This is a genomic window from Terracoccus sp. 273MFTsu3.1, from assembly GCF_000383675.1.
Lineage (GTDB): Bacteria > Actinomycetota > Actinomycetes > Actinomycetales > Dermatophilaceae > Terrabacter.
Genome location: NZ_KB911823.1, coordinates 228,246 through 245,675 on the forward strand (window position 1 = coordinate 228,246; position 17,430 = coordinate 245,675).

Sequence of the window (17,430 nt, forward strand, 5' to 3'; positions counted from 1 at the left end):
CTCCCGCGTTACGCCCCCTCACTCGCGCAGCGGCGCCAGCAGGCGGTGGGGCTCCCGGAGCCTCGCGGACAGCGGGTTGGTGGGCGGGTCCGTGCCGGCTCCCGGCCCCGGCCGGGTCTCGAGCTCGGCCGCCGGCGGTGTCGCTCGGCACACGGGGCAGCGCCCGGACACGTCGACGTCGACGTCGCAGGGCAAGTGGCGGAAGAGGCGCCGCGGACCCCGGGTGGACGTCGTGGCGTCCCCCCAGCGCATGAGCGCGTACACGGCCGGCCAGAGCGCCTCACCAGAGGGGGTGAGGACGTACGCGTCGTGGCCCCCGTGCATCCGGCGCTCGAGGACGCCCGCCTCGACGAGCGAGCCGAGCCGTTGGGTGAGGACCGCCTTGGAGATGTCGAGGCGGCGCCGGAAGTCGCTGAACCGGGTGACGCCGAGGAAGGCGTCGCGCACGAGCAGCAGCGACCACCGCTCGCCGACGACCTCGAGTGCCTTGGCGAGCGAGCAGTCCTGTCCGCTGTAGTCCGTCCCGAGTGCCATGGAATGAATGTACGTCGTGGTCTGTTCAACAGACCAATCGAGACCACGGAGGACGTCATGAGCCGCACCCGGCAGGCAGCACCCCGGACGACCCGCGGGACGGCCGCGCCCCCGACCGCCGCGCCCCCGACCGCCGCGCCCTCGGCCGGCGAGCAGGCCCGCCGGGCGCTCGCCGTGGCCGCGGTGGGCACGGTCCTGGCCCTCGTCGCATTCACGGCCCCGTTGGCCACGGTCGGATCGGTCACAGCGGCGCTGGGGTCGGACGTCGCCGGGCGCACGTGGATCCTCAGCTCGATGGGCATCGGGCTCGGAGCGGCTCTGCTCACGGCAGGGACCCTGGCCGACGACCGCGGTCGGCGTCGCGTCCTCGTGGGCGGGCTGGCCGTCCTCGCCGTGTCGAGCCTCGCCGCAGCCCTCGCCGGGGGCACGCTCGTGTTCGTCCTCGCCCGGGTCGCGCAGGGCATCGGCGCCGCGGCGGTCATCGCGGCGAGCCTCGGCCTCGTCGCTCACTGGTTCGAGCCCGGCCCGGCCCGGGCGGCCGCGAGCGGGGTGTGGGGTGCGAGCGTCGGAGGCGGCATCGCGCTCGGGCCGCTCGTCGCGAGCGCCTTCGACCGCTGGGCGTCGTGGCGCGACACGTATGTCGTCCTCGCCGTCGCGGCGCTCGTGCTGGCCGCGGTCGCGCGACGCCGGCTGGACGAGATCCGTTCGCACGAGCGTCGACCGCTCGACGCGCTGGGCGCGACGCTTCTCGCCGTCGCCACCTCGGCCTTCCTCGCGGCACTCGTCGAGGGTCGCAGCGGGTGGGGCCGGCCGGAGGTCCTAGTCCTGCTCGGTGTGGGCGCGGTCTCGACGGCCGGCTTCGTCGTCACCGAGCGGCGGACGTCCTTCCCGATGGTCGAGCCGTCCCTCTTCCGGGACGGCCGCTTCGTCGCCGCGAGTGCTGCTGCGCTGGCGACCGGTGCGGGCGCGATCGGCCTGCTCTCGTTCCTGCCCGGCTTCCTCGCCCTGGCGCTCGGTCTGCCTGCGACGACCTCCGCCGTCCTCTTCCTCGCCTGGTCCGGGACGAGCGTCGTGGCCGCCCTCGTGGCCCGCCGGCTCCCCGCCTCCTGGTCCGGCAGGGCGCAGCTGGCGGGTGGGCTCGTCGTCGTCGCCGCAGGTCAGCTGGCGCTGTCGGGGATCACGCCCGGGTCCTCGTGGACCCGGTTCCTGCCGGGCCTGCTCGTCGCCGGGGTGGGCAGCGGCGTCCTCAACGCGGCTCTCGGGCGTGAGGCCGTCGCGAGCGTGCCGGCGGGACGGGGCGGGATGGGAAGCGGCGCGAACAACTCGGCCCGCTACCTCGGGTCGTCCATCGGGGTCACGGTGGTCGCCGTCGTCGTCGCGGCGCACGCGGGGCCCGGTCCGGGAGCGTCCGGACTCGTGGCCGGCTGGAACGTCGCCGCCTGGGTGACCGCCGCCATCTCGCTCGTCGGGGCCGTCGTCGTGTGGGCCACGACCGTGACGGATCGACGACGGGCCGCCACGGACGCCGTCGGCGACCCGAGCCACTGACCGCTTGACCTTCGACCCGGTCGAGGGCCCAGTCTTCTCGTCATGCCCGCCGACCCCGAGCCCGCTGCCGACACCCGCCTCCTGACGATCGGGGAGGTCGCCCGTCGGAGCGGCCTCACCGCCAGCGCCCTGCGCTTCTACGACCGTGAGGGCATGCTCGTGCCGGCAGACGTCGACGCCCTGACGGGCTACCGGAGGTATGCCGTCGCGCAGGTCCGCGCCGCCCGTCTCCTCGCGTCACTGCGCCGAGTCGGTATGCCGCTCGCCGAGGTCGCGCTCGTGCTCGACGAGGACGCGCGCGGTGCGTCCGGCACGGCCGCTGACGTCGTCACCGCCCACGAGCAGCGCCTCGTCGACGGGTTGGCGGACGCCAGGCGCGAGATCGTGCGCACCCTGGCCCTCCTCGCAGAGCGCGAGCATGCTGGCTCGGAGGCCTGTCGGGTCGCGGTCCGTGCCGGAGAGCTCGCGGCGGCGCTGGCGTCCGTCCGGTTCGCCGTGGCGCCGGGGGAGCCGGCCGCGGGCGCCCCGGACGGGGTGGACCTGCGGGTGCTCACCGGCATCCTCGTCGAGGTGTGCGGGGAGGAGCTGCGGTGCGTCGCCACCGACCGCTACCGACTCGCGGTGGGCTGGGCTGCAATCGTCGGACTCCCGGCGGCCTCGCCGGACGCACCGCTGGCCGCGGTCGTCCCGATCGCGTGGGCTGACCGGGTCACCGACGCGTGCGCCGCCGTCGGTGCCGACTCCGAGGTCGTGCTCGAGCTGCGGCCGGGTCGGGTGGGCGCGACCGTGGACGGCGGACTGGTCGCGACACCGGTGCTCCCGGGCTCCTTCCCCGACTACCGGAGCATCGTGACCGCCGACGCGGGTCGCGAGGGGGTCGACGCCGCGGGCCTGCTGGCGCTCCTGCCGGTCGAGAGGCAGACGGTCGGGCTCGTCGTCCGCGACGGTTCCGTCCATGTGGCCGCCAGGGACGACGCAGGTGCCGACGACGTCGCCGACGTCCTCGTCGACCCGGAGTTCCTCCACGAGGCGCTCTCCGTCGCCGGTGCCCGGCCGACGCTCGTCCTCGACGGCCCGCACCGCCCCCTCGCCGTCCGCGGCGAGGGTGCCGGCACCTCGGTCCTCATGCCCGTCGCGGCCGAGTCCTCGGGTCCGTGAGCGTCCTCGTCCACGGGTGCCGCCGCTGCGGACACCAGCAGGCGTGGCACGAGTCCGGCAACGGCGGCTACACGCCGTGCCGGTGCTGCCGTGCGGGGACGTCCGACCCCGACCCGGCACCCACGCTGCTACCGACGTGGAGCTCGCCGGACGGCATACGCGAGCGGCTCTGGGAGCCCGGCAGCCGTCGCAACGCGGGCACGATGCACGCGACGACGACGTGCGGGTGCGACGCCTGCCACGCGGCGTTCCGCGCGGAGCGCGTCGCCACGGACGGTGCGTCGGGCGGCGCGGCCCCGAGCTCGCAGAGCGGCCAGGCGCGGGCGGCGGGATGACGCGTCGAGAGCACCCCTTCGCGGCTCCTAGACTGGAGGGGTTGTCCGGCCGCTGACGTAGTGCGGCACCGATAGGAGGAATGCCGTGATCGTCGCCACCGGGATCGAGCTGCGTGCCGGGGCGCGCCTGCTCGTCGAGGACGCCAGCTTCAGGATCGACGCGGGTGACCGCATCGGGCTCGTGGGACGCAACGGTGCCGGCAAGACGACCCTGACCAAGGTGCTCGCCGGGGAAGGCCAGCCGGCCGCCGGGACCGTGACCCGCACGGGCGCCGTCGGCTACCTGCCGCAGGACCCCCGCACGGGCGACCTCGACATGCTCGCCCGCGACCGCATCCTCTCCGCCCGCGGGTTGGACGCCATCGTGCGCCAGCGGTCCGAGGCCGAGGCGCGGATGGGCAGCGACGACGAGCTGGTGCGGGACAAGGCGATGCGCGCCTACACCCGTCTCGAGGTGGAGTTCGAGGCTCAGGGCGGGTATGCCGCCGAGTCCGAGGCCGCGTCCATCGCGAGCGCCCTCAACCTCGAGGAGCGCATCCTCGGCCAACCGCTCGGCACCCTCTCGGGTGGCCAGCGTCGCCGCGTCGAGCTGTCACGGATCCTCTTCTCCGGCAACGAGACCCTGCTCCTCGACGAGCCGACCAACCACCTCGACGCCGACTCGATCATCTGGCTGAGGGAGTACCTCCGCGCCTACAAGGGCGGGCTCATCATCATCAGCCACGACGCCGAGATGCTCGATGCCGTCGTCAACAAGGTCTACCACCTCGACGCGAACCGCTCGGCGCTCGACGTCTACAACGTCAGCTGGAAGACCTATCTCCAGGCGCGCGAGACGGATGAGAAGCGCCGCCGCCGCGAGCTGCAGAACGCCCAGAAGAAGGCCGGCGCGCTCATGGCGCAGGCCGACAAGATGCGCGCCAAGGCGACCAAGGCGACGGCGGCCCAGAACATGGCCAAACGCGCCGAGCGACTCCTCGCCGGCGTCGAGGGCGAGCGGGTCCAGGACAAGGTGGCCAAGCTCCGCTTCCCCAAGCCGGCCGCCTGCGGCAAGACGCCCCTGCGGGCGTCCGGGCTCTCCCGCTCCTACGGCTCGCTCGAGGTCTTCACCGACGTGGACCTCGCCATCGACCGCGGCAGCAAGGTCGTGGTGCTCGGTCTCAACGGTGCCGGCAAGACGACGCTGCTGCGGATGCTCGCGGGCGTCGACACCCCCGACACCGGCGAGGTCGAGCCCGGTCACGGGCTGCGCCTCGGCTACTACGCCCAGGAGCACGAGAACCTCGACGTCGGTCGCACGGTCCTCGAGAACATGAAGTCGGCCGCGCCGGAGCTCGGCGAGACCGAGGTGCGCAAGGTGCTCGGCTCCTTCCTCTTCTCGGGCGACGACGTGCACAAGCCCGCGGGCGTGCTCTCGGGCGGGGAGAAGACGCGGCTGTCGCTCGCCCTGCTCGTCGTCTCGGCGGCCAACGTGCTGCTCCTCGACGAGCCCACCAACAACCTCGACCCCGCCTCACGGGCCGAGATCCTCGGGGCCCTGTCGACCTTCGAGGGTGCCGTCGTGCTCGTCACCCACGACGAAGGGGCCGTCGAGGCGCTCGAGCCCGAGCGCATCCTCCTGCTGCCCGATGGCGTCGAGGACCTCTGGGGCCCGGACTACCTGGACCTCATCTCGCTGGCCTGAGCCTGTCGGCCCTCGTCGTGGGGCGCCAGTGGCTACGTTGGCGCCATGACATCGAGCGCGAGGCGACGACGGCGCCGTGAGCCGCGCTCGAGCGCCGGCGAGAACCGCCTGTGGCCGGCTCTCGCGGTCGTCGTGGCGGCGCTGGCGTACGCGGTGCTGCCGGAGAGCCTCCTCGTCGGCCCCCGGCTGGCCATCCCCGTGGTCGAGCTCGTGCTGCTGGGTGCCCTCGTCGCGACGAACCCGCGTCGCCTGGTCCGGCAGACGCGCTGGTCCCGGGTCGTCTCCATCGTTCTCGCGTGCCTGGTCATCGCGACGAACCTCTTTGCGCTCGGCATGCTCGTGCGGAGCCTCACCTCGTCCGAGCCGGGCGGGATGCCCCTGCTGCTCGCCGGGATGCAGGTGTGGCTGACCAACGTCATCGGCTTCGGCCTGCTCTTCTGGGAGATCGACCGTGGCGGACCGGTCGCACGGCACACGGTCGTGCGCGACCGGCTCCCGCCGGCCGACTGGCGCTTCTCGCAGGACGAGAACCAGGACGCGATCACCGAGGTCGCCGCGACCTCGAGCGCACGGAGCAACTGGCGGCCCGAGTTCATCGACTACCTCTACGTGTCCCTGACGAACTCGAGCGCGTTCAGCCCCACCGACACGATGCCGCTGTCGGCCCGGGCCAAGGCCCTCATGGGACTCGAGGCGACGGCTGCGTTGCTCACGTCGCTGCTCGTCGTGGCCCGAGCCGTGGGTGCCCTCGGGCAGTGAGCCCGCACCCGGGCATACATAAGCAAATAGTTGGGCTCACATAATGGACGGTTATTGTATCTGCGTGGGTCGATCGAGACACTGTCTGCCATGCCCACCGACCACCACCTCACCTGCCCGTACTGCTCGGGCGAGGACCTGACTCCGTTCCCGGACCCCACCTCTGCGTGGTCGTGCCTGGACTGTGCGCGGGTCTTCCGGGTCGAGCTGGTCCAGCCTGCGTCGGTGACCGGCTGGGGCGTCCTGCGCGTCGTCGTCCCGCGCTCGACGGTCGGTCAGGCGCCCGCTCCGGCGGTGGCGGCCTGAGCCCGGTGGCCTCGCCGTGACCCACGGGTAGCCTGCGTCCATGACGCATCCGCACCTCGTCGTCGAGACCGACGGACCGGTCCGCACCCTCACGCTCGACCACCCGGAGAAGCGCAACGCGCAGACCCCGTCGCTGTGGGCGGCGCTCGCCGACGAGGCGCGGTCCGTCCCCGAGGACGTACGCGTCGTCGTCCTCCGCGGAGCCGGTGACGCCTTCTCCGCCGGCATCGACACCGCCATGTTCACCCCGGAGGGTGTGCCCGGGGAGGAGAGCGTCGCCCAGCTCGCCGCAGGAGGCCCCGAGGCCGTCCAGCGTGGGATCGCGGCCTACCAGGAGGGGTTCACCGCGTGGGCGGAGTGCCCGGCCGTCGTCGTGGCGCAGGTGCACGGCTACGCGATCGGCGCCGGCCTCCAGCTGGCGCTCGCGGCCGATCTGCGCGTCGCGGCGCTCGACGCCTGGTTCGCCATGCGTGAGACGAGCCTCGGTCTCGTGCCCGACCTCGGGGGCACCGGCCCCCTCGTCCACCTCGTGGGCTATGCCCGGGCCCTCGAGATCTGTGCGACGGGGCGCAAGATCTCGGCGCCCGAGGCGCACAGCATCGGGCTCGTCGGCACGCTCGCACCGGCGGCGGACCTCGAGGACGTGACCGGCTCCCTCGTCGAGGCGCTGCTGGCGGCGCCGGCACCCGCCCTGAGAGCCCTCAAGCCGCTGTTGCGGGGCGCGATGGACGCAGGCCGGGACGCGCAGCTCGCCCGCGAGCGGGAGGCCCAGACCGGGCTGCTCCAGGCGATGCTCGGCGGATTCGGCGCCTGAGCCCCGCCCCGGACCCCGCTGATCTGGGGGTCGGGGGAATCGCTGTCGGTCCCTCGGGGTTGGATCAAGGGACTGAAGGAGGTCTGTGCCGTGGGCATGCAGCCGTGGATGGCGATGCGATCGATGTCGCGCGACTCGTCGGTGGCCGAGCGGAGCCTGTCGCCGGGCACGCGCCGCCGCGTCCTGACCTACGCCGCGCCGTACCGCCGGGCGATCATCGCCTTCCTGGCGGTGGTCGTCGTCGACTCGGTGCTCGTCGTCACGGTGCCGCTCCTCATCAAGAGCCTCGTCGACGACGGAGTCATCCCGAAGGACTCGTCCGTCGTCGTCCGGCTCTCGCTCGTCGTCGCGGTGATCGCCATCGCCGACGCCGTGCTGACCGTCATCTCTCGGTGGTACTCCTCCCGCATCGGTGAGGGTCTGATCAACGACCTGCGCACCCAGGTCTTCGCCCACGTGCTCCGCCAGCCGATCGCCTTCTTCACCCGCGCCCAGACCGGCTCGCTGGTCTCCCGGCTCAACAACGACGTCGTCGGCGCGCAGCAGGCGTTCACGTCCGTGCTGTCCAACGTCGTCTCCAACATCGTGTCGGTGGCGCTCGTCATCGCGGCGATGCTCGCCCTGTCGTGGCAGCTGACGCTGGGCTCGCTGCTGCTCGTGCCGCTCTTCCTCGTCCCGGCCAAGCTCATGGGCCAGCGGCTCGCGACCCTCGCGCACCGCCAGATGACGCTCAACGCCGACATGGGCACGCGGATGACCGAACGCTTCAACGTCGCGGGTGCCCTGCTCGTCAAGCTCTTCGGCCATCCCGCCCGTGAGGAGGCCGAGTACGCAGAGCGCGCCGGCCGGGTGCGTGACATCGGCATCCAGATCGCGCTCAACCGCACCATCTTCATGGCCGCCCTGACCCTCGTCGCGGCGCTGGCGACCGCGATGATCTACGGCTTCGGCGGTGTCATGGCCGTGAACGGCACGCTCTCCGTCGGCACGCTCCTGGCCCTGGCTGCTCTGCTCGCCCGCCTCTACGGTCCGCTCACGTCGCTGTCCAACGTGCGGGTCGACATCATGACGGCGCTCATCTCCTTCGAGCGCGTCTTCGAGGTGCTCGACCTCGAGCCGCTCGTCAAGGAACGCCCCGGTGCCGTCGACCTGCCCGACGGACCCCTGGGCGTCGAGCTCGACCACGTGGGGTTCCGCTACCCGTCCGCCGACGAGGTGTCGCTCGCCTCACTCGAGTCCGTGGCGTCCGGTGACCGGCGCGGCAGCGGCGTCGTGCTCCACGACGTCACCGTCGCAGCTCCCTCCGGCCACCTCGTCGCGCTCGTCGGACCCTCAGGTGCCGGCAAGACGACGCTCACCTCGCTCGTGTCCCGGCTCTACGACCCGAGCGAGGGCGCGGTGCGCATCGGTGGCGTCGACCTGCGCGACGTCACGATGACCTCTCTGCGCGACCGCGTCGGCGTCGTGACCCAGGAGGCCCACCTCTTCCACGACACGATCCGGGCCAACCTGCTCTACGCGCGGCCCGACGCCACCGACGACGAGATCCACGCTGCGCTGCGGGCCGCCCAGATCAGCGACCTCGTCGCCGAGCTCCCCGAGGGGCTCGACACCGTCGTCGGCGACCGCGGCCACCGGCTCAGCGGCGGTGAGAAGCAGCGGTTGGCCATCGCGCGGCTGCTCCTCAAGGCGCCCGACGTCGTCGTGCTCGACGAGGCGACGGCGCACCTCGACTCCGAGTCGGAGGTCGCGGTGCAGCGCGCGCTCGACGCGGCCCTGGAGGGGCGCACCTCGATCGTCATCGCCCACCGGCTGTCGACGATCCGCCAGGCGGACCTCATCGTCGTGCTCGACCACGGTCGCGTCGTCGAGACCGGCCGGCACTCCGAGCTGCTTGCCGCTGGTGGCCTCTACGCAGACCTCCACGCGACCCAGTTCGACGACCAGACCGTCGAGCGGCCCGGGCGAGCCGACCGTGAGCTCACGGGGCTGGAGCGCGACGCGCTCGACCACGTCTGAGCACGGCCGTCGGGTCAGGCGCGACCGCGCTCCAGCCGCTCCTCGAGTCCGGCGGCGAGGCCGGCCACGGTGACGAGGTCCACGAGGCCGCCGAGGCTGTGGGCCAATCGCCGGTGACGGACCGGGCCGAGCCGCAGACGCAGGTGGACGCGCGTGCGGTCGCCGTCGGCCCGCTGCAGTCGGAGGCACCACGTCAGGTCGGTGCGGCCCCGGGTGGAAGCGAAGAGCAGATGCGTGGCCGGTTCGAGCTCGACGACCGTGAAGGTCGCGTCCGCGCCGCCCCAGTCGGGGATGACGTCCCCGACCGCGAGCCCCTGCAGGCCAGGGTCGAGGTGCCGCAGGGCGCGCCGCGATCGCGGGACGGCTCGCTCGACGGCCCGCGGGAGGTACCAGCCGGCGCGTCGCCTGCCGAGCTGGACGAGCCACGGCCAGACCCGCTCCGGCGAGCCCGACACGGTGAAGGCTCGGTCCATGACGACGTCGGCGGACACCAGGCTGTCGCCGGGCAGGTGGGCACGCTGCTCAGTGACGGTCGGTCGGACCAGTAGCCGGAGTCGGTCGGGCGCGGTGTCGCCGGTCGTCATCGTCGTGCCGAGGGCTCGCTCATCGCGAGAGCTGCTGGAGCGCCCACGTGTTGCCGTCCGGGTCGCTGAGGTGGGCGTACTTGACGCCACCCATGTCCTGGACCTCCGAGACGTCGACCCCGTTGCCGGTCAGCGTCTCCCGCGCCTCGACGATGTCGTCGACGACGAGATGCAGGTTCTGCACGCGGGGCGCGTCCGGTGCGCTCATCCCGACGCCGATGACGATCGAGCAGCTCGACCCCGGCGGCGTCAGCTGCACGACGCGCATGCCGTTGCCCGGCTCGACGTCGTGGTCGAGGACGAAGCCCATGCCCTGGGCGTAGAAGGCCAGGCTGGCGTCGACGTCGGTGGTCGGGAGGGGGACGAGTTCCAGGCGCATGTCCATGCGGGCTCCTCTGAAGGTGTGACGGCGTGCTCGGACGTCGACCTTCTCACCCGGGAGGCTCCGCGCGGGGCAGGACTGGTCCTCAGGCGTCCTCCTCGTCCCAGATGCGCACCTTCTTCGGCCTGACGGGGGCCGCGTCGGGGCCGGCCGTCTCGGCACGCCGGGTGGCCGCCTCACGCCGGATGGCGAAGAAGATGAAGACGAGCCCGCCGGGCATGAAGAGCCACCACTGGTAGGCATACGCCTGGTGGGGCCCCAGGTCCTCCTCCGGGCGAGGCAGCAGGCGCAGCGGGTGATCGCCCGCGGCCGCGGTCGGCTCCTGCGCGCCGAGGACTAAGTACGCGTCCACCGGGCTCAGCGACGGCACCTGCGTCCGCGCGTCGGCGATGTTGATGCTCGCCATCTGTGGCCGAGGCAGGTCGCGGCCGAGGCTGACCTCGCCGGTGCGCAGCCACCCGGTGAGCTGCACCGGGCCGGATGGGGGCGGGTCGACGGGTGGACTGGTCTCGGCGTCGTCCGCGTTGGGCACCCAGCCCCGGTCGACGAGGAGCGTCAGGTCGCCCGTCTGCAGCGGCGTCAGCACCTCGAAGCCCACCGTCGCGTCGAGCGTCCGGTTGCGGACGAGCAGGTCCGCGCCGGCGGCATACGTGCCCGTCAGCGTCACCCGGGTCCACTGCCGCTCCGCCGGGATCGGCGTCTCGACCATGGCAGGAGCGAAGGCGACCGGCGCAGCGCCGTAGTTGCGGGCGATGGCATCGACCTTGGTCCGCTGCTCGACATGGCGATGCCACTGCCACAGGCCGAGGTAGAAGCAGGCGACCCCGAAGAGGACCGCGACGAGGGTCCAGAGCAGCCAGCGCCGCGTCAGCCAGAGTCGAAGCACGGATCGACGGTACCCGGCCTCACGACGGACCCGGGTATCGCCCCGCCCCTGCCTGCGGTGACGTCGCGTGGTCGTTTCATCGGTCGGGCAGGGAGTTGCGGCCGGGTGGTGGCGGATCCGGCACACCCCGTGTCTTGCCACCCCACGAGCGTGCCACCAGGGCGCTGGTCGAGGTGATGGCCGAGGCCCCGGAGCAGCAACGGCCGGTCCGGGGCCCCGCGACGACGGTGTAGGGGAGAGGGGAGTCACCGTCATCACTGTCGTAGACGCTCGAACGCGAGAGGCATGACGCGAGATCGTCGCCCCGTGGGTGGCGGTAGCATCGGAGGGGTGGTGGGCCGGCGCGTCCGAGTCGCTCCGCACGAGGCGCACGTGTAGACCGCGATGGCGTCGGTCGCCTCCTGGTACCGCGAGTCCTCCGTGCTAGAGCGCCAGGTCCGCTTGGCCGACCACGCGACGCATGTGAAGGCGTACGAGACACTCCCCGGGGGCGTCGTTGCGGGCACCGAACTCCTCAGCCCGTCCCGGCACGTACCTGGCTGCGATCAGCGTTGCCCAGTGCCGTAGGTCAGGTGCGGCGTCATCGAGGGTGACCGGACCGTGGGCGACCACGAACGCATAGGGGAACGCGTCGTCCTCCACCGCAAGTCCTGCCCGCGGGTTCGCGTGCAGGTGCCGCCCCTTCACGCTCCTGGCTGACGTGATGAACACCAGGTCGTCACCGTCGACGATGAACCACAGCGGAGCCACGTGCGGGTCACCGTCGATGGACGCGGTCGCAACCTTTCCGGTCCGCGAGCCGGACGCGAGGAATGCTCGTGCCTCGATCGGATCCATGTCTCTCATCGGGCGCGCCCTTCGTCGACGTGGGGGAACTGACGATAGCGCCGTACGAACGTCGAGACCTCAGGCTGAGCAGACCGGATCTCGGCAGGACCGCTCGAACGGCTGGGCGCCGGGCTCACCGCGCCGCGGGGTGCAGCTCCCTCCAGTCCTCGGAGGCTGGTGTCGACAGCCATTCCTCGGAAGGGACCAACCGGTCGACGCCGTAGTAGACCGCGGCGCAGTTGCCGGCCCAGTCGGGCGTGGTGATGTAGCGGAAAGGCTCGGTCGACGCGGCGATCGGAGTCGGTGTGAACTGCACGACGCGCTTGCCCTCGAGGATCTGTCGCTGGACGGCTGCGGTGTTCTGGTCCCAGGCCTTCGCCCGGTCGGTCATCTCGTGGACGAGCGCGGTGTTCCGCGGCACGACGGACCCCAACGCCACCGTGCTGAACAGGGCCGACACCCCGAGCAACGCCGCCATGGCCGGAACGGCCACGTTGCGCTGCCAGGCGTGGACACGGCGGCCCAGCCAGTAGCCGGCCGCGGCACCGTAGAGGGCGGCGGTCACGATGGCGGGGAGCAGGAAGCTCGTCCAGGCGCGCTGGTACCCCCAGCCGCTGGGTCCGTAGCCCTGCCGCAACCCGGCAATGACGCCGAACGACGCGATCCCCACCAGCACAGCCGGCAGCACCGCCACGAGCACCGTGCGCGGAAGGGTCCACGAGCCGCCGGCGAACGGCAGCGACGTCGCGCGCAGAGCCGCGCCGCTGGCGAGCAGACCGACGAGGAGCCCGGTGACGATCGCCACGTAGTAGGCGGGCTGGGAGAGGATGATCTCCCAGGAGCTGAGCCATCCGTGCACGGCCTCCGAGAAGCCCTGGGCCGACATGATCGACGACTGTGCCTGGTCGTAGGCAACTCGGGTCCGCACGCGCTGGCCGGGCGAGAAGTACAGGACCGCGAATCCGGCGAGCGTTCCCATGAGCCACACAGCGAGCCACGTGATCGGGAAGCGCGCCCGGGGGTCGCGCCACGCCAGCAGGGCAAACATCAGGGCCGCCGCCGCATAGACGCCGCCGACCACGAAGAACGCCTCTCCGAGCGATCCGATCACGAAGCCCATGAACAACGCGAGCACCACCGCCGTGACGCGCACCCACCGCCGCGGGCTGCGTGCCGCGACGATGAGGAGGACGACGTTCCAGACGCCGAGGACCACCGGGAGCGTGTGCGTGACGGTGGCGGCCGACCAGAAGAGGATCTGGTACACCACGTTGCCGGCGAAGAACGTGAGCGCCGACACGACGACCGCCAGGAGCCCGGCCGCCGCTGCGGGCCATCGCCACCGCAGGTGGCGCAGTGCCAGGTACAACACGGTGAAGATCCCGACCGTCATGGTGACGATCAGGACGAACGGCAGCACACGAGCCCCACGGAGCCCGTCGGCGAAGACCAGAACCTGGGCCACGTGGTAGGCCAGCCGGCCGTTCACCTTGGAGTAGTAGTAGTCGATGAACCCCAGCGGGCCGAACGCGTGGACCCGTGCTGCCGCGCACCAGTCATCGGCTGACAGGCGAACGGCCGGGCTCGCGAACGCGGCCAGCGCGAGCAGGTGTACCGCGACGACGGCCGGCAGGAGCATCAAGAGTGCCCACAGCCACGGCCGCCGCCGGCTGTGGCCGGATGACCGTTCGTCGTGGGTGACAGACGTGTCCGTGGCGTGCTTTGCCGCTGCAGAGGCTGGAGAACTCATCAGATCGACCCATCGAACGGGACCTGCGGCATCGAGCACGACGTGACCGACGTCAATGGGCGCACACGCTACCCCACCGCGAAGCGGGCCACGTGCCAAATGGCACATAGCACCCACGACGGCAGCAGGACCCACCGGGCCCCTGTGCTCGGGCCCGTCCGCAGGCGGTTGCAGGAGCTCCGAGAGCGGTCGGGCACGCCGCCTGACCACCCAGCCAGACGTCAGATCACCGCAGGTCAGGGGCGTGGGACAACATCGGCAGCACCAGGACGCCGGGTCGCAGCAGTACCCGGCCTAGAGTGGAGGCCATGACCCGCCTTCCCGACCCGAGCGTCCGACCGGCTGGGCTGGCCGACCAGTTCGGGCGCCGGGCCCGCGACCTGCGCGTGTCGGTCACCGACCGCTGCAACCTGCGCTGCACGTACTGCATGCCGGCCGAGGGCCTGCCGTGGATGCCCAAGACCGAGATGCTGACGGACGAGGAGATGCTGCGGGTCATCGGCGTCTTCGTGCGCGACGGCATCACGCAGGTCCGCCTCACGGGCGGCGAACCCCTCCTGCGCCGATCGCTCGTCGAGCTCGTCGCCGGTATCGCGGCGCTCGATCCGCGTCCCAAGATCGCGATGACGACGAACGGCGTCGGTCTCGAGCGGGTCGCCATCGGCCTCAAGGAGGCCGGGCTCGACCGGGTCAACGTCAGCCTCGACACCATCGACTCGGAGACCTTCACCCAGCTGACCCGGCGCGACCGCCTCGCCGATGTCGAGGCGGGGCTCAAGGCCGCCTCGGACGCCGGGCTGACGCCCGTCAAGGTCAATGCCGTCGCCATGCGTGGCATCAACGACGACTCGGTCGCCGACGTTCTCGCGTGGTGCCTCGAGCGCGGCTACGAGCTGCGCTTCATCGAGCAGATGCCGCTCGACGCCCAGCACGCCTGGGATCGCACGCAGATGATCTCCGCCGACGAGATCCGCGAGCGCCTGTCGCAGCGCTGGGAGCTGACGCCACTGCCGGCCGCCGACCGGGGGAGTGCCCCCGCAGAGCGGTTCCTCGTCGACGGCGGTCCCGAGACCGTCGGCATCATCGCCAGCGTCAGTGCGCCGTTCTGCGCGGCCTGCGACCGCACGCGGCTCACGGCCGACGGACAGGTGCGGAACTGCCTCTTCTCGACGACCGAGACCGACCTGCGCGGGCCCCTACGCGAGGGCGCGACCGACGACGAGCTGCTCGGCCTCATCCGGGGCGAGATGTGGCGCAAGCGCCGCGGCCACGGCATCGGCGAGCCGGACTTCGTCCAGCCCGACCGGCCCATGTCCGCCATCGGCGGCTGACGCCGACTGCCCGTGCACGCCTGAGTCCCGACCCAGGTGCCGGCCGCTGGCCGTCCTGGCACGTCCGTGCTCACGCCAGAACGGGGCCTGCCACGGCACCGAGCGCCCGCGGCGGACGGGCGTCGAAGAGGATCAGCGGAGCTCGTCAGCGGGTGGTGACACCACGTCCGCCGTCATCACCACGTCGGCGTAGGCGTCGCCGAGGGCGCGGATGAAGGCGGCGTGCACGGCGTGGCCCGCGACGTGCGTGCCGGCGAACTCGAGGTCCGGAGCGGCGCAGGCGTCGGCCACCACCGACACGTCGTACCCCAGATCTGACGCCGCGCGCACGGTGGCATCCACGCACATGCTCGTCATCATTCCGGCGACCACCAGTGACGCATCGGGGTGACGCTCGATCTCAGCCCGGAGATCGGTCTCGAGGAACGAGTTCGGATGGTGCTTGACGATCACTGCCTCACCGGCGCGCGGGATGACCCGAGAGTCGAACTCGGCACCCGGAGTCCCCGCGACGAGGAAGGTGGCGTCCGACTCGAGGCTCTCGTGTCGGACGTGGATGACCGGCAGGCCTCGAGCGCGGAAGTGGCCGAGCAGGTTGCCGGCGCGCTCGGCCGCGTCGTCGGGGCCGACGAGCGGCATCCGTCCTCCCCGGAAGTAGTCGCGTTGGATGTCCACCAGGACCAGGACGTCTGCCATGCCGAGAACGCTACCTGCGGATGACCTCCTCTCGGCCACAGGCGTCGCCGCATGCAGCCGAGGGGCAGCGTCCACGCGAGATCGCTGCGACACTGGCGAGGTGCTGGACCTGCGCCCGAGCTGCGAGTGCTGCGACCGCGATCTACCGCCCGAGTCGACGGAGGCGATGATCTGCACCTTCGAGTGCACCTGGTGCGTGCGGTGCGTCAAGACGTGCCTCGGCGGCACCTGTCCGAACTGCGGCGGTGACCTCCAACCTCGGCCCGTTCGACCTGCTGACCGGCTCGCCGACCACCCGGCCTCGACCCGGCGCGTGGTGCAGACGGGCCTGCACCGGGCCTGACGGCGGTGGCTGTCGTGCTCAGCCGTCGGCGTCGGTGAGGGCCTCGACGGGGACGACCTCGATGAGGAAGCCACGCAGCGCGACGAAGTCGGCGAGAGACCTCTCGTGGTCGTCGCAGGCCAGCCACACCTTGCGCCGGTCCGGGGCGTGCAGCTTCGGGTTGTTCCAGATGACCGCGTGGACGCCCGTCGCGCGGCAGCCCTTGGCGCTGCAGACGTGCTCGACGTCAGGGTCGCCCGTGGGCGACAGGGAGAGCGGCCCGCTCACTGCTCGAGGCGCTGCGTGTCGTCGCGGGGCACGACCGACTGGATGCTGCCCGGCTGTCGGGGGCTCACGGCATTCGCGAGCACGACGGCGACGTAGGGGATGAAGACCGCTGCCAGGACGGCCGTCCAGCGCAGCCAGCCCGAGGTGACGAAGACCAGACCGAAGCACACGATGCGGATGCCCATCATCGTGAGGTAACGGCGGACGCGCTGGTCCTGGTCGTCCGTCGTGGAGGTCGACGCCGAGGTGACGGAGTAGACGACCGGCTCGTTCTTGGCTCTTGGCACCCTTCAACCATAAGCCCGTCCCACGCGGGCGGCACCGTGCTGTCTACCCTTCGGTAGTCCGTTAGGTTTCGGGGCAAGGCAGCGACCCGGCAGAGGCCGGACGGACGGAGGAACGCACAGTGTCAACGACCGAGGCGCGCAACGTGCTCGTGACCGGAGGCAACCGCGGCATCGGCCTGGCGATCGCCAGGGCCTTCGCCGACGCGGGCGACAACGTCGTCATCACACACCGCTCGGGCGAGCCGCCGGAGGGCCTGCAGGGCGTCATCTGCGAGGTCACCGACTCGGCCTCCGTCGACGCGGCCTTCACCGCCGCCGAGGAGATCTTCGGTGGCCCCGTCGAGGTCCTCGTCGCCAACGCCGGCATCACGCGCGACACCCTGCTCATGCGGATGAGCGACGACGAGTTCGACTCCGTCATCGACACGAACCTCGCGGGCGCCTTCCGGTGCGCGCGGCGCGCCGCCACCGGCATGATCCGCAAGCGCCGCGGCCGCATCGTCCTCATCAGCAGCGTCGTCGGTCTCTACGGATCGCCCGGCCAGACCAACTACGCGGCGTCGAAGGCCGGTCTCGTCGGACTCGCCCGCTCGATCTCGCGCGAGCTCGGTGGCCGCGGCATCACCGCCAACGTCGTCGCACCCGGCTTCATCGACACCGAGATGACGGCCGTGCTGCCCGACGAGCAGAAGAAGGCCTACCTCGCCAACATCCCCGCGGGTCGCTTCGCCACTCCGGAGGAGGTCGCGTCCGTCGTGCGCTTCGTCGCGAGCGACGACGCCGGCTACATCACCGGCGCGGTGATCCCCGTCGACGGCGGCCTCGGCATGGGGCACTGAGCCCACCCCGCGGCATACGGTTGTATGCCGTCACGAGCGTTGTGCAGCAAGCGTGCCCACCCACACGAGAAAGTCGCAGG

At 71.9% G+C, this 17,430-nt stretch carries 20 protein-coding genes; 11 read left to right on the plus strand and 9 right to left on the minus strand.

The window, feature by feature from the left end; all coding sequences use genetic code 11:
* Nucleotides 1-18: 18 nt before the first annotated feature.
* Nucleotides 19-534 (minus strand): helix-turn-helix domain-containing protein, encoded by a 516-nt coding sequence (locus tag H283_RS0113950; RefSeq protein WP_020144140.1) that lies wholly within the window; start codon nt 532-534, stop codon nt 19-21.
* A 57-nt stretch (nt 535-591) separates the two neighbouring features.
* Here H283_RS0113950 and H283_RS0113955 point away from each other — a divergent pair, with 57 nt between their 5' ends.
* The 8 genes from H283_RS0113955 (at nt 592) to H283_RS0113990 (ending at nt 9,157) form a co-directional block, all read left to right on the plus strand.
* On the plus strand, nt 592-2,082 hold the full coding sequence (locus tag H283_RS0113955; protein ID WP_020144141.1) for an MFS transporter: 1,491 nt from the start codon (nt 592-594) through the stop codon (nt 2,080-2,082).
* A gap of 42 nt (nt 2,083-2,124) precedes the next feature.
* Entirely contained in the window at nt 2,125-3,240 is a 1,116-nt protein-coding gene (locus H283_RS0113960) for a MerR family transcriptional regulator (protein WP_020144142.1), read from the plus strand.
* Nucleotides 3,237-3,575 carry a hypothetical protein gene (locus H283_RS0113965; RefSeq protein ID WP_020144143.1) on the plus strand — a complete coding sequence of 113 codons (339 nt, stop codon included), beginning with the start codon at nt 3,237-3,239 and terminating at the stop codon, nt 3,573-3,575. The genes H283_RS0113960 and H283_RS0113965 overlap by 4 nt, the downstream gene beginning before the upstream one ends.
* An 85-nt stretch (nt 3,576-3,660) precedes the next feature.
* A complete protein-coding gene (locus tag H283_RS0113970) occupies nt 3,661-5,259 on the plus strand; it encodes an ABC-F family ATP-binding cassette domain-containing protein (RefSeq protein WP_020144144.1) in 1,599 nt (532 codons plus the stop codon).
* A 45-nt stretch (nt 5,260-5,304) separates the two neighbouring features.
* Nucleotides 5,305-6,018 (plus strand): hypothetical protein, encoded by a 714-nt coding sequence (locus H283_RS0113975; protein ID WP_020144145.1) that lies wholly within the window; start codon nt 5,305-5,307, stop codon nt 6,016-6,018.
* 90 nt (nt 6,019-6,108) lie between these two features.
* Nucleotides 6,109-6,324 (plus strand): hypothetical protein, encoded by a 216-nt coding sequence (locus tag H283_RS25210; protein ID WP_020144146.1) that lies wholly within the window; start codon nt 6,109-6,111, stop codon nt 6,322-6,324.
* A gap of 40 nt (nt 6,325-6,364) precedes the next feature.
* Complete coding sequence (locus H283_RS0113985; protein ID WP_020144147.1) at nt 6,365-7,138, plus strand: enoyl-CoA hydratase/isomerase family protein; 774 nt, start codon at nt 6,365-6,367, stop codon at nt 7,136-7,138.
* Between the two features lie 96 nt (nt 7,139-7,234).
* Nucleotides 7,235-9,157 carry an ABC transporter ATP-binding protein gene (locus H283_RS0113990; protein ID WP_051103658.1) on the plus strand — a complete coding sequence of 641 codons (1,923 nt, stop codon included), beginning with the start codon at nt 7,235-7,237 and terminating at the stop codon, nt 9,155-9,157.
* 14 nt (nt 9,158-9,171) lie between these two features.
* Here the strand turns inward: H283_RS0113990 and H283_RS27790 are convergent, their stop codons facing one another.
* The 5 genes from H283_RS27790 to H283_RS0114015 all read right to left on the minus strand — a co-directional run bounded on the left by H283_RS27790 (nt 9,172) and on the right by H283_RS0114015 (nt 13,476).
* Entirely contained in the window at nt 9,172-9,648 is a 477-nt protein-coding gene (locus H283_RS27790; protein WP_196805991.1) for a hypothetical protein, read from the minus strand.
* Nucleotides 9,649-9,760: 112 nt separating this feature from the next.
* Nucleotides 9,761-10,126, minus strand: a complete 366-nt coding sequence (locus tag H283_RS0114000; RefSeq protein WP_020144150.1) for a VOC family protein — start codon at nt 10,124-10,126, stop codon at nt 9,761-9,763.
* A gap of 82 nt (nt 10,127-10,208) precedes the next feature.
* Nucleotides 10,209-11,009 (minus strand): SURF1 family protein, encoded by an 801-nt coding sequence (locus H283_RS0114005; protein WP_020144151.1) that lies wholly within the window; start codon nt 11,007-11,009, stop codon nt 10,209-10,211.
* 423 nt (nt 11,010-11,432) lie between these two features.
* Entirely contained in the window at nt 11,433-11,846 is a 414-nt protein-coding gene (locus H283_RS0114010; RefSeq protein WP_020144152.1) for a PPOX class F420-dependent oxidoreductase, read from the minus strand.
* Between the two features lie 124 nt (nt 11,847-11,970).
* Complete coding sequence (locus tag H283_RS0114015) at nt 11,971-13,476, minus strand: hypothetical protein (protein ID WP_020144153.1); 1,506 nt, start codon at nt 13,474-13,476, stop codon at nt 11,971-11,973.
* 419 nt (nt 13,477-13,895) lie between these two features.
* On the opposite strand from H283_RS0114015, the gene moaA reads away from it, so the two are divergent.
* A complete protein-coding gene (moaA, locus tag H283_RS0114020; protein ID WP_028785588.1) occupies nt 13,896-14,918 on the plus strand; it encodes a GTP 3',8-cyclase MoaA in 1,023 nt (340 codons plus the stop codon).
* 132 nt (nt 14,919-15,050) lie between these two features.
* Here moaA and H283_RS0114025 read toward each other — a convergent pair whose 3' ends face one another.
* Nucleotides 15,051-15,614: a cysteine hydrolase family protein gene (locus tag H283_RS0114025; protein ID WP_020144155.1), complete on the minus strand. Its 564-nt coding sequence runs from the start codon at nt 15,612-15,614 to the stop codon at nt 15,051-15,053.
* Here H283_RS0114025 and H283_RS0114030 point away from each other — a divergent pair.
* Nucleotides 15,613-15,957: a DUF1272 domain-containing protein gene (locus H283_RS0114030; RefSeq protein ID WP_231372285.1), complete on the plus strand. Its 345-nt coding sequence runs from the start codon at nt 15,613-15,615 to the stop codon at nt 15,955-15,957. The genes H283_RS0114025 and H283_RS0114030 overlap by 2 nt on opposite strands.
* 18 nt (nt 15,958-15,975) lie before the next feature.
* Here the strand turns inward: H283_RS0114030 and H283_RS0114035 are convergent, their stop codons facing one another.
* Nucleotides 15,976-16,224: a hypothetical protein gene (locus H283_RS0114035; protein WP_020144157.1), complete on the minus strand. Its 249-nt coding sequence runs from the start codon at nt 16,222-16,224 to the stop codon at nt 15,976-15,978.
* A complete protein-coding gene (locus H283_RS0114040) occupies nt 16,221-16,511 on the minus strand; it encodes a DUF3099 domain-containing protein (protein WP_020144158.1) in 291 nt (96 codons plus the stop codon). Before H283_RS0114040 ends, H283_RS0114035 begins: the two co-directional genes overlap by 4 nt.
* A gap of 119 nt (nt 16,512-16,630) precedes the next feature.
* On the opposite strand from H283_RS0114040, the gene H283_RS0114045 reads away from it, so the two are divergent.
* On the plus strand, nt 16,631-17,350 hold the full coding sequence (locus tag H283_RS0114045; RefSeq protein ID WP_020144159.1) for a beta-ketoacyl-ACP reductase: 720 nt from the start codon (nt 16,631-16,633) through the stop codon (nt 17,348-17,350).
* The last annotated feature ends 80 nt before the right edge of the window (nt 17,351-17,430 follow it).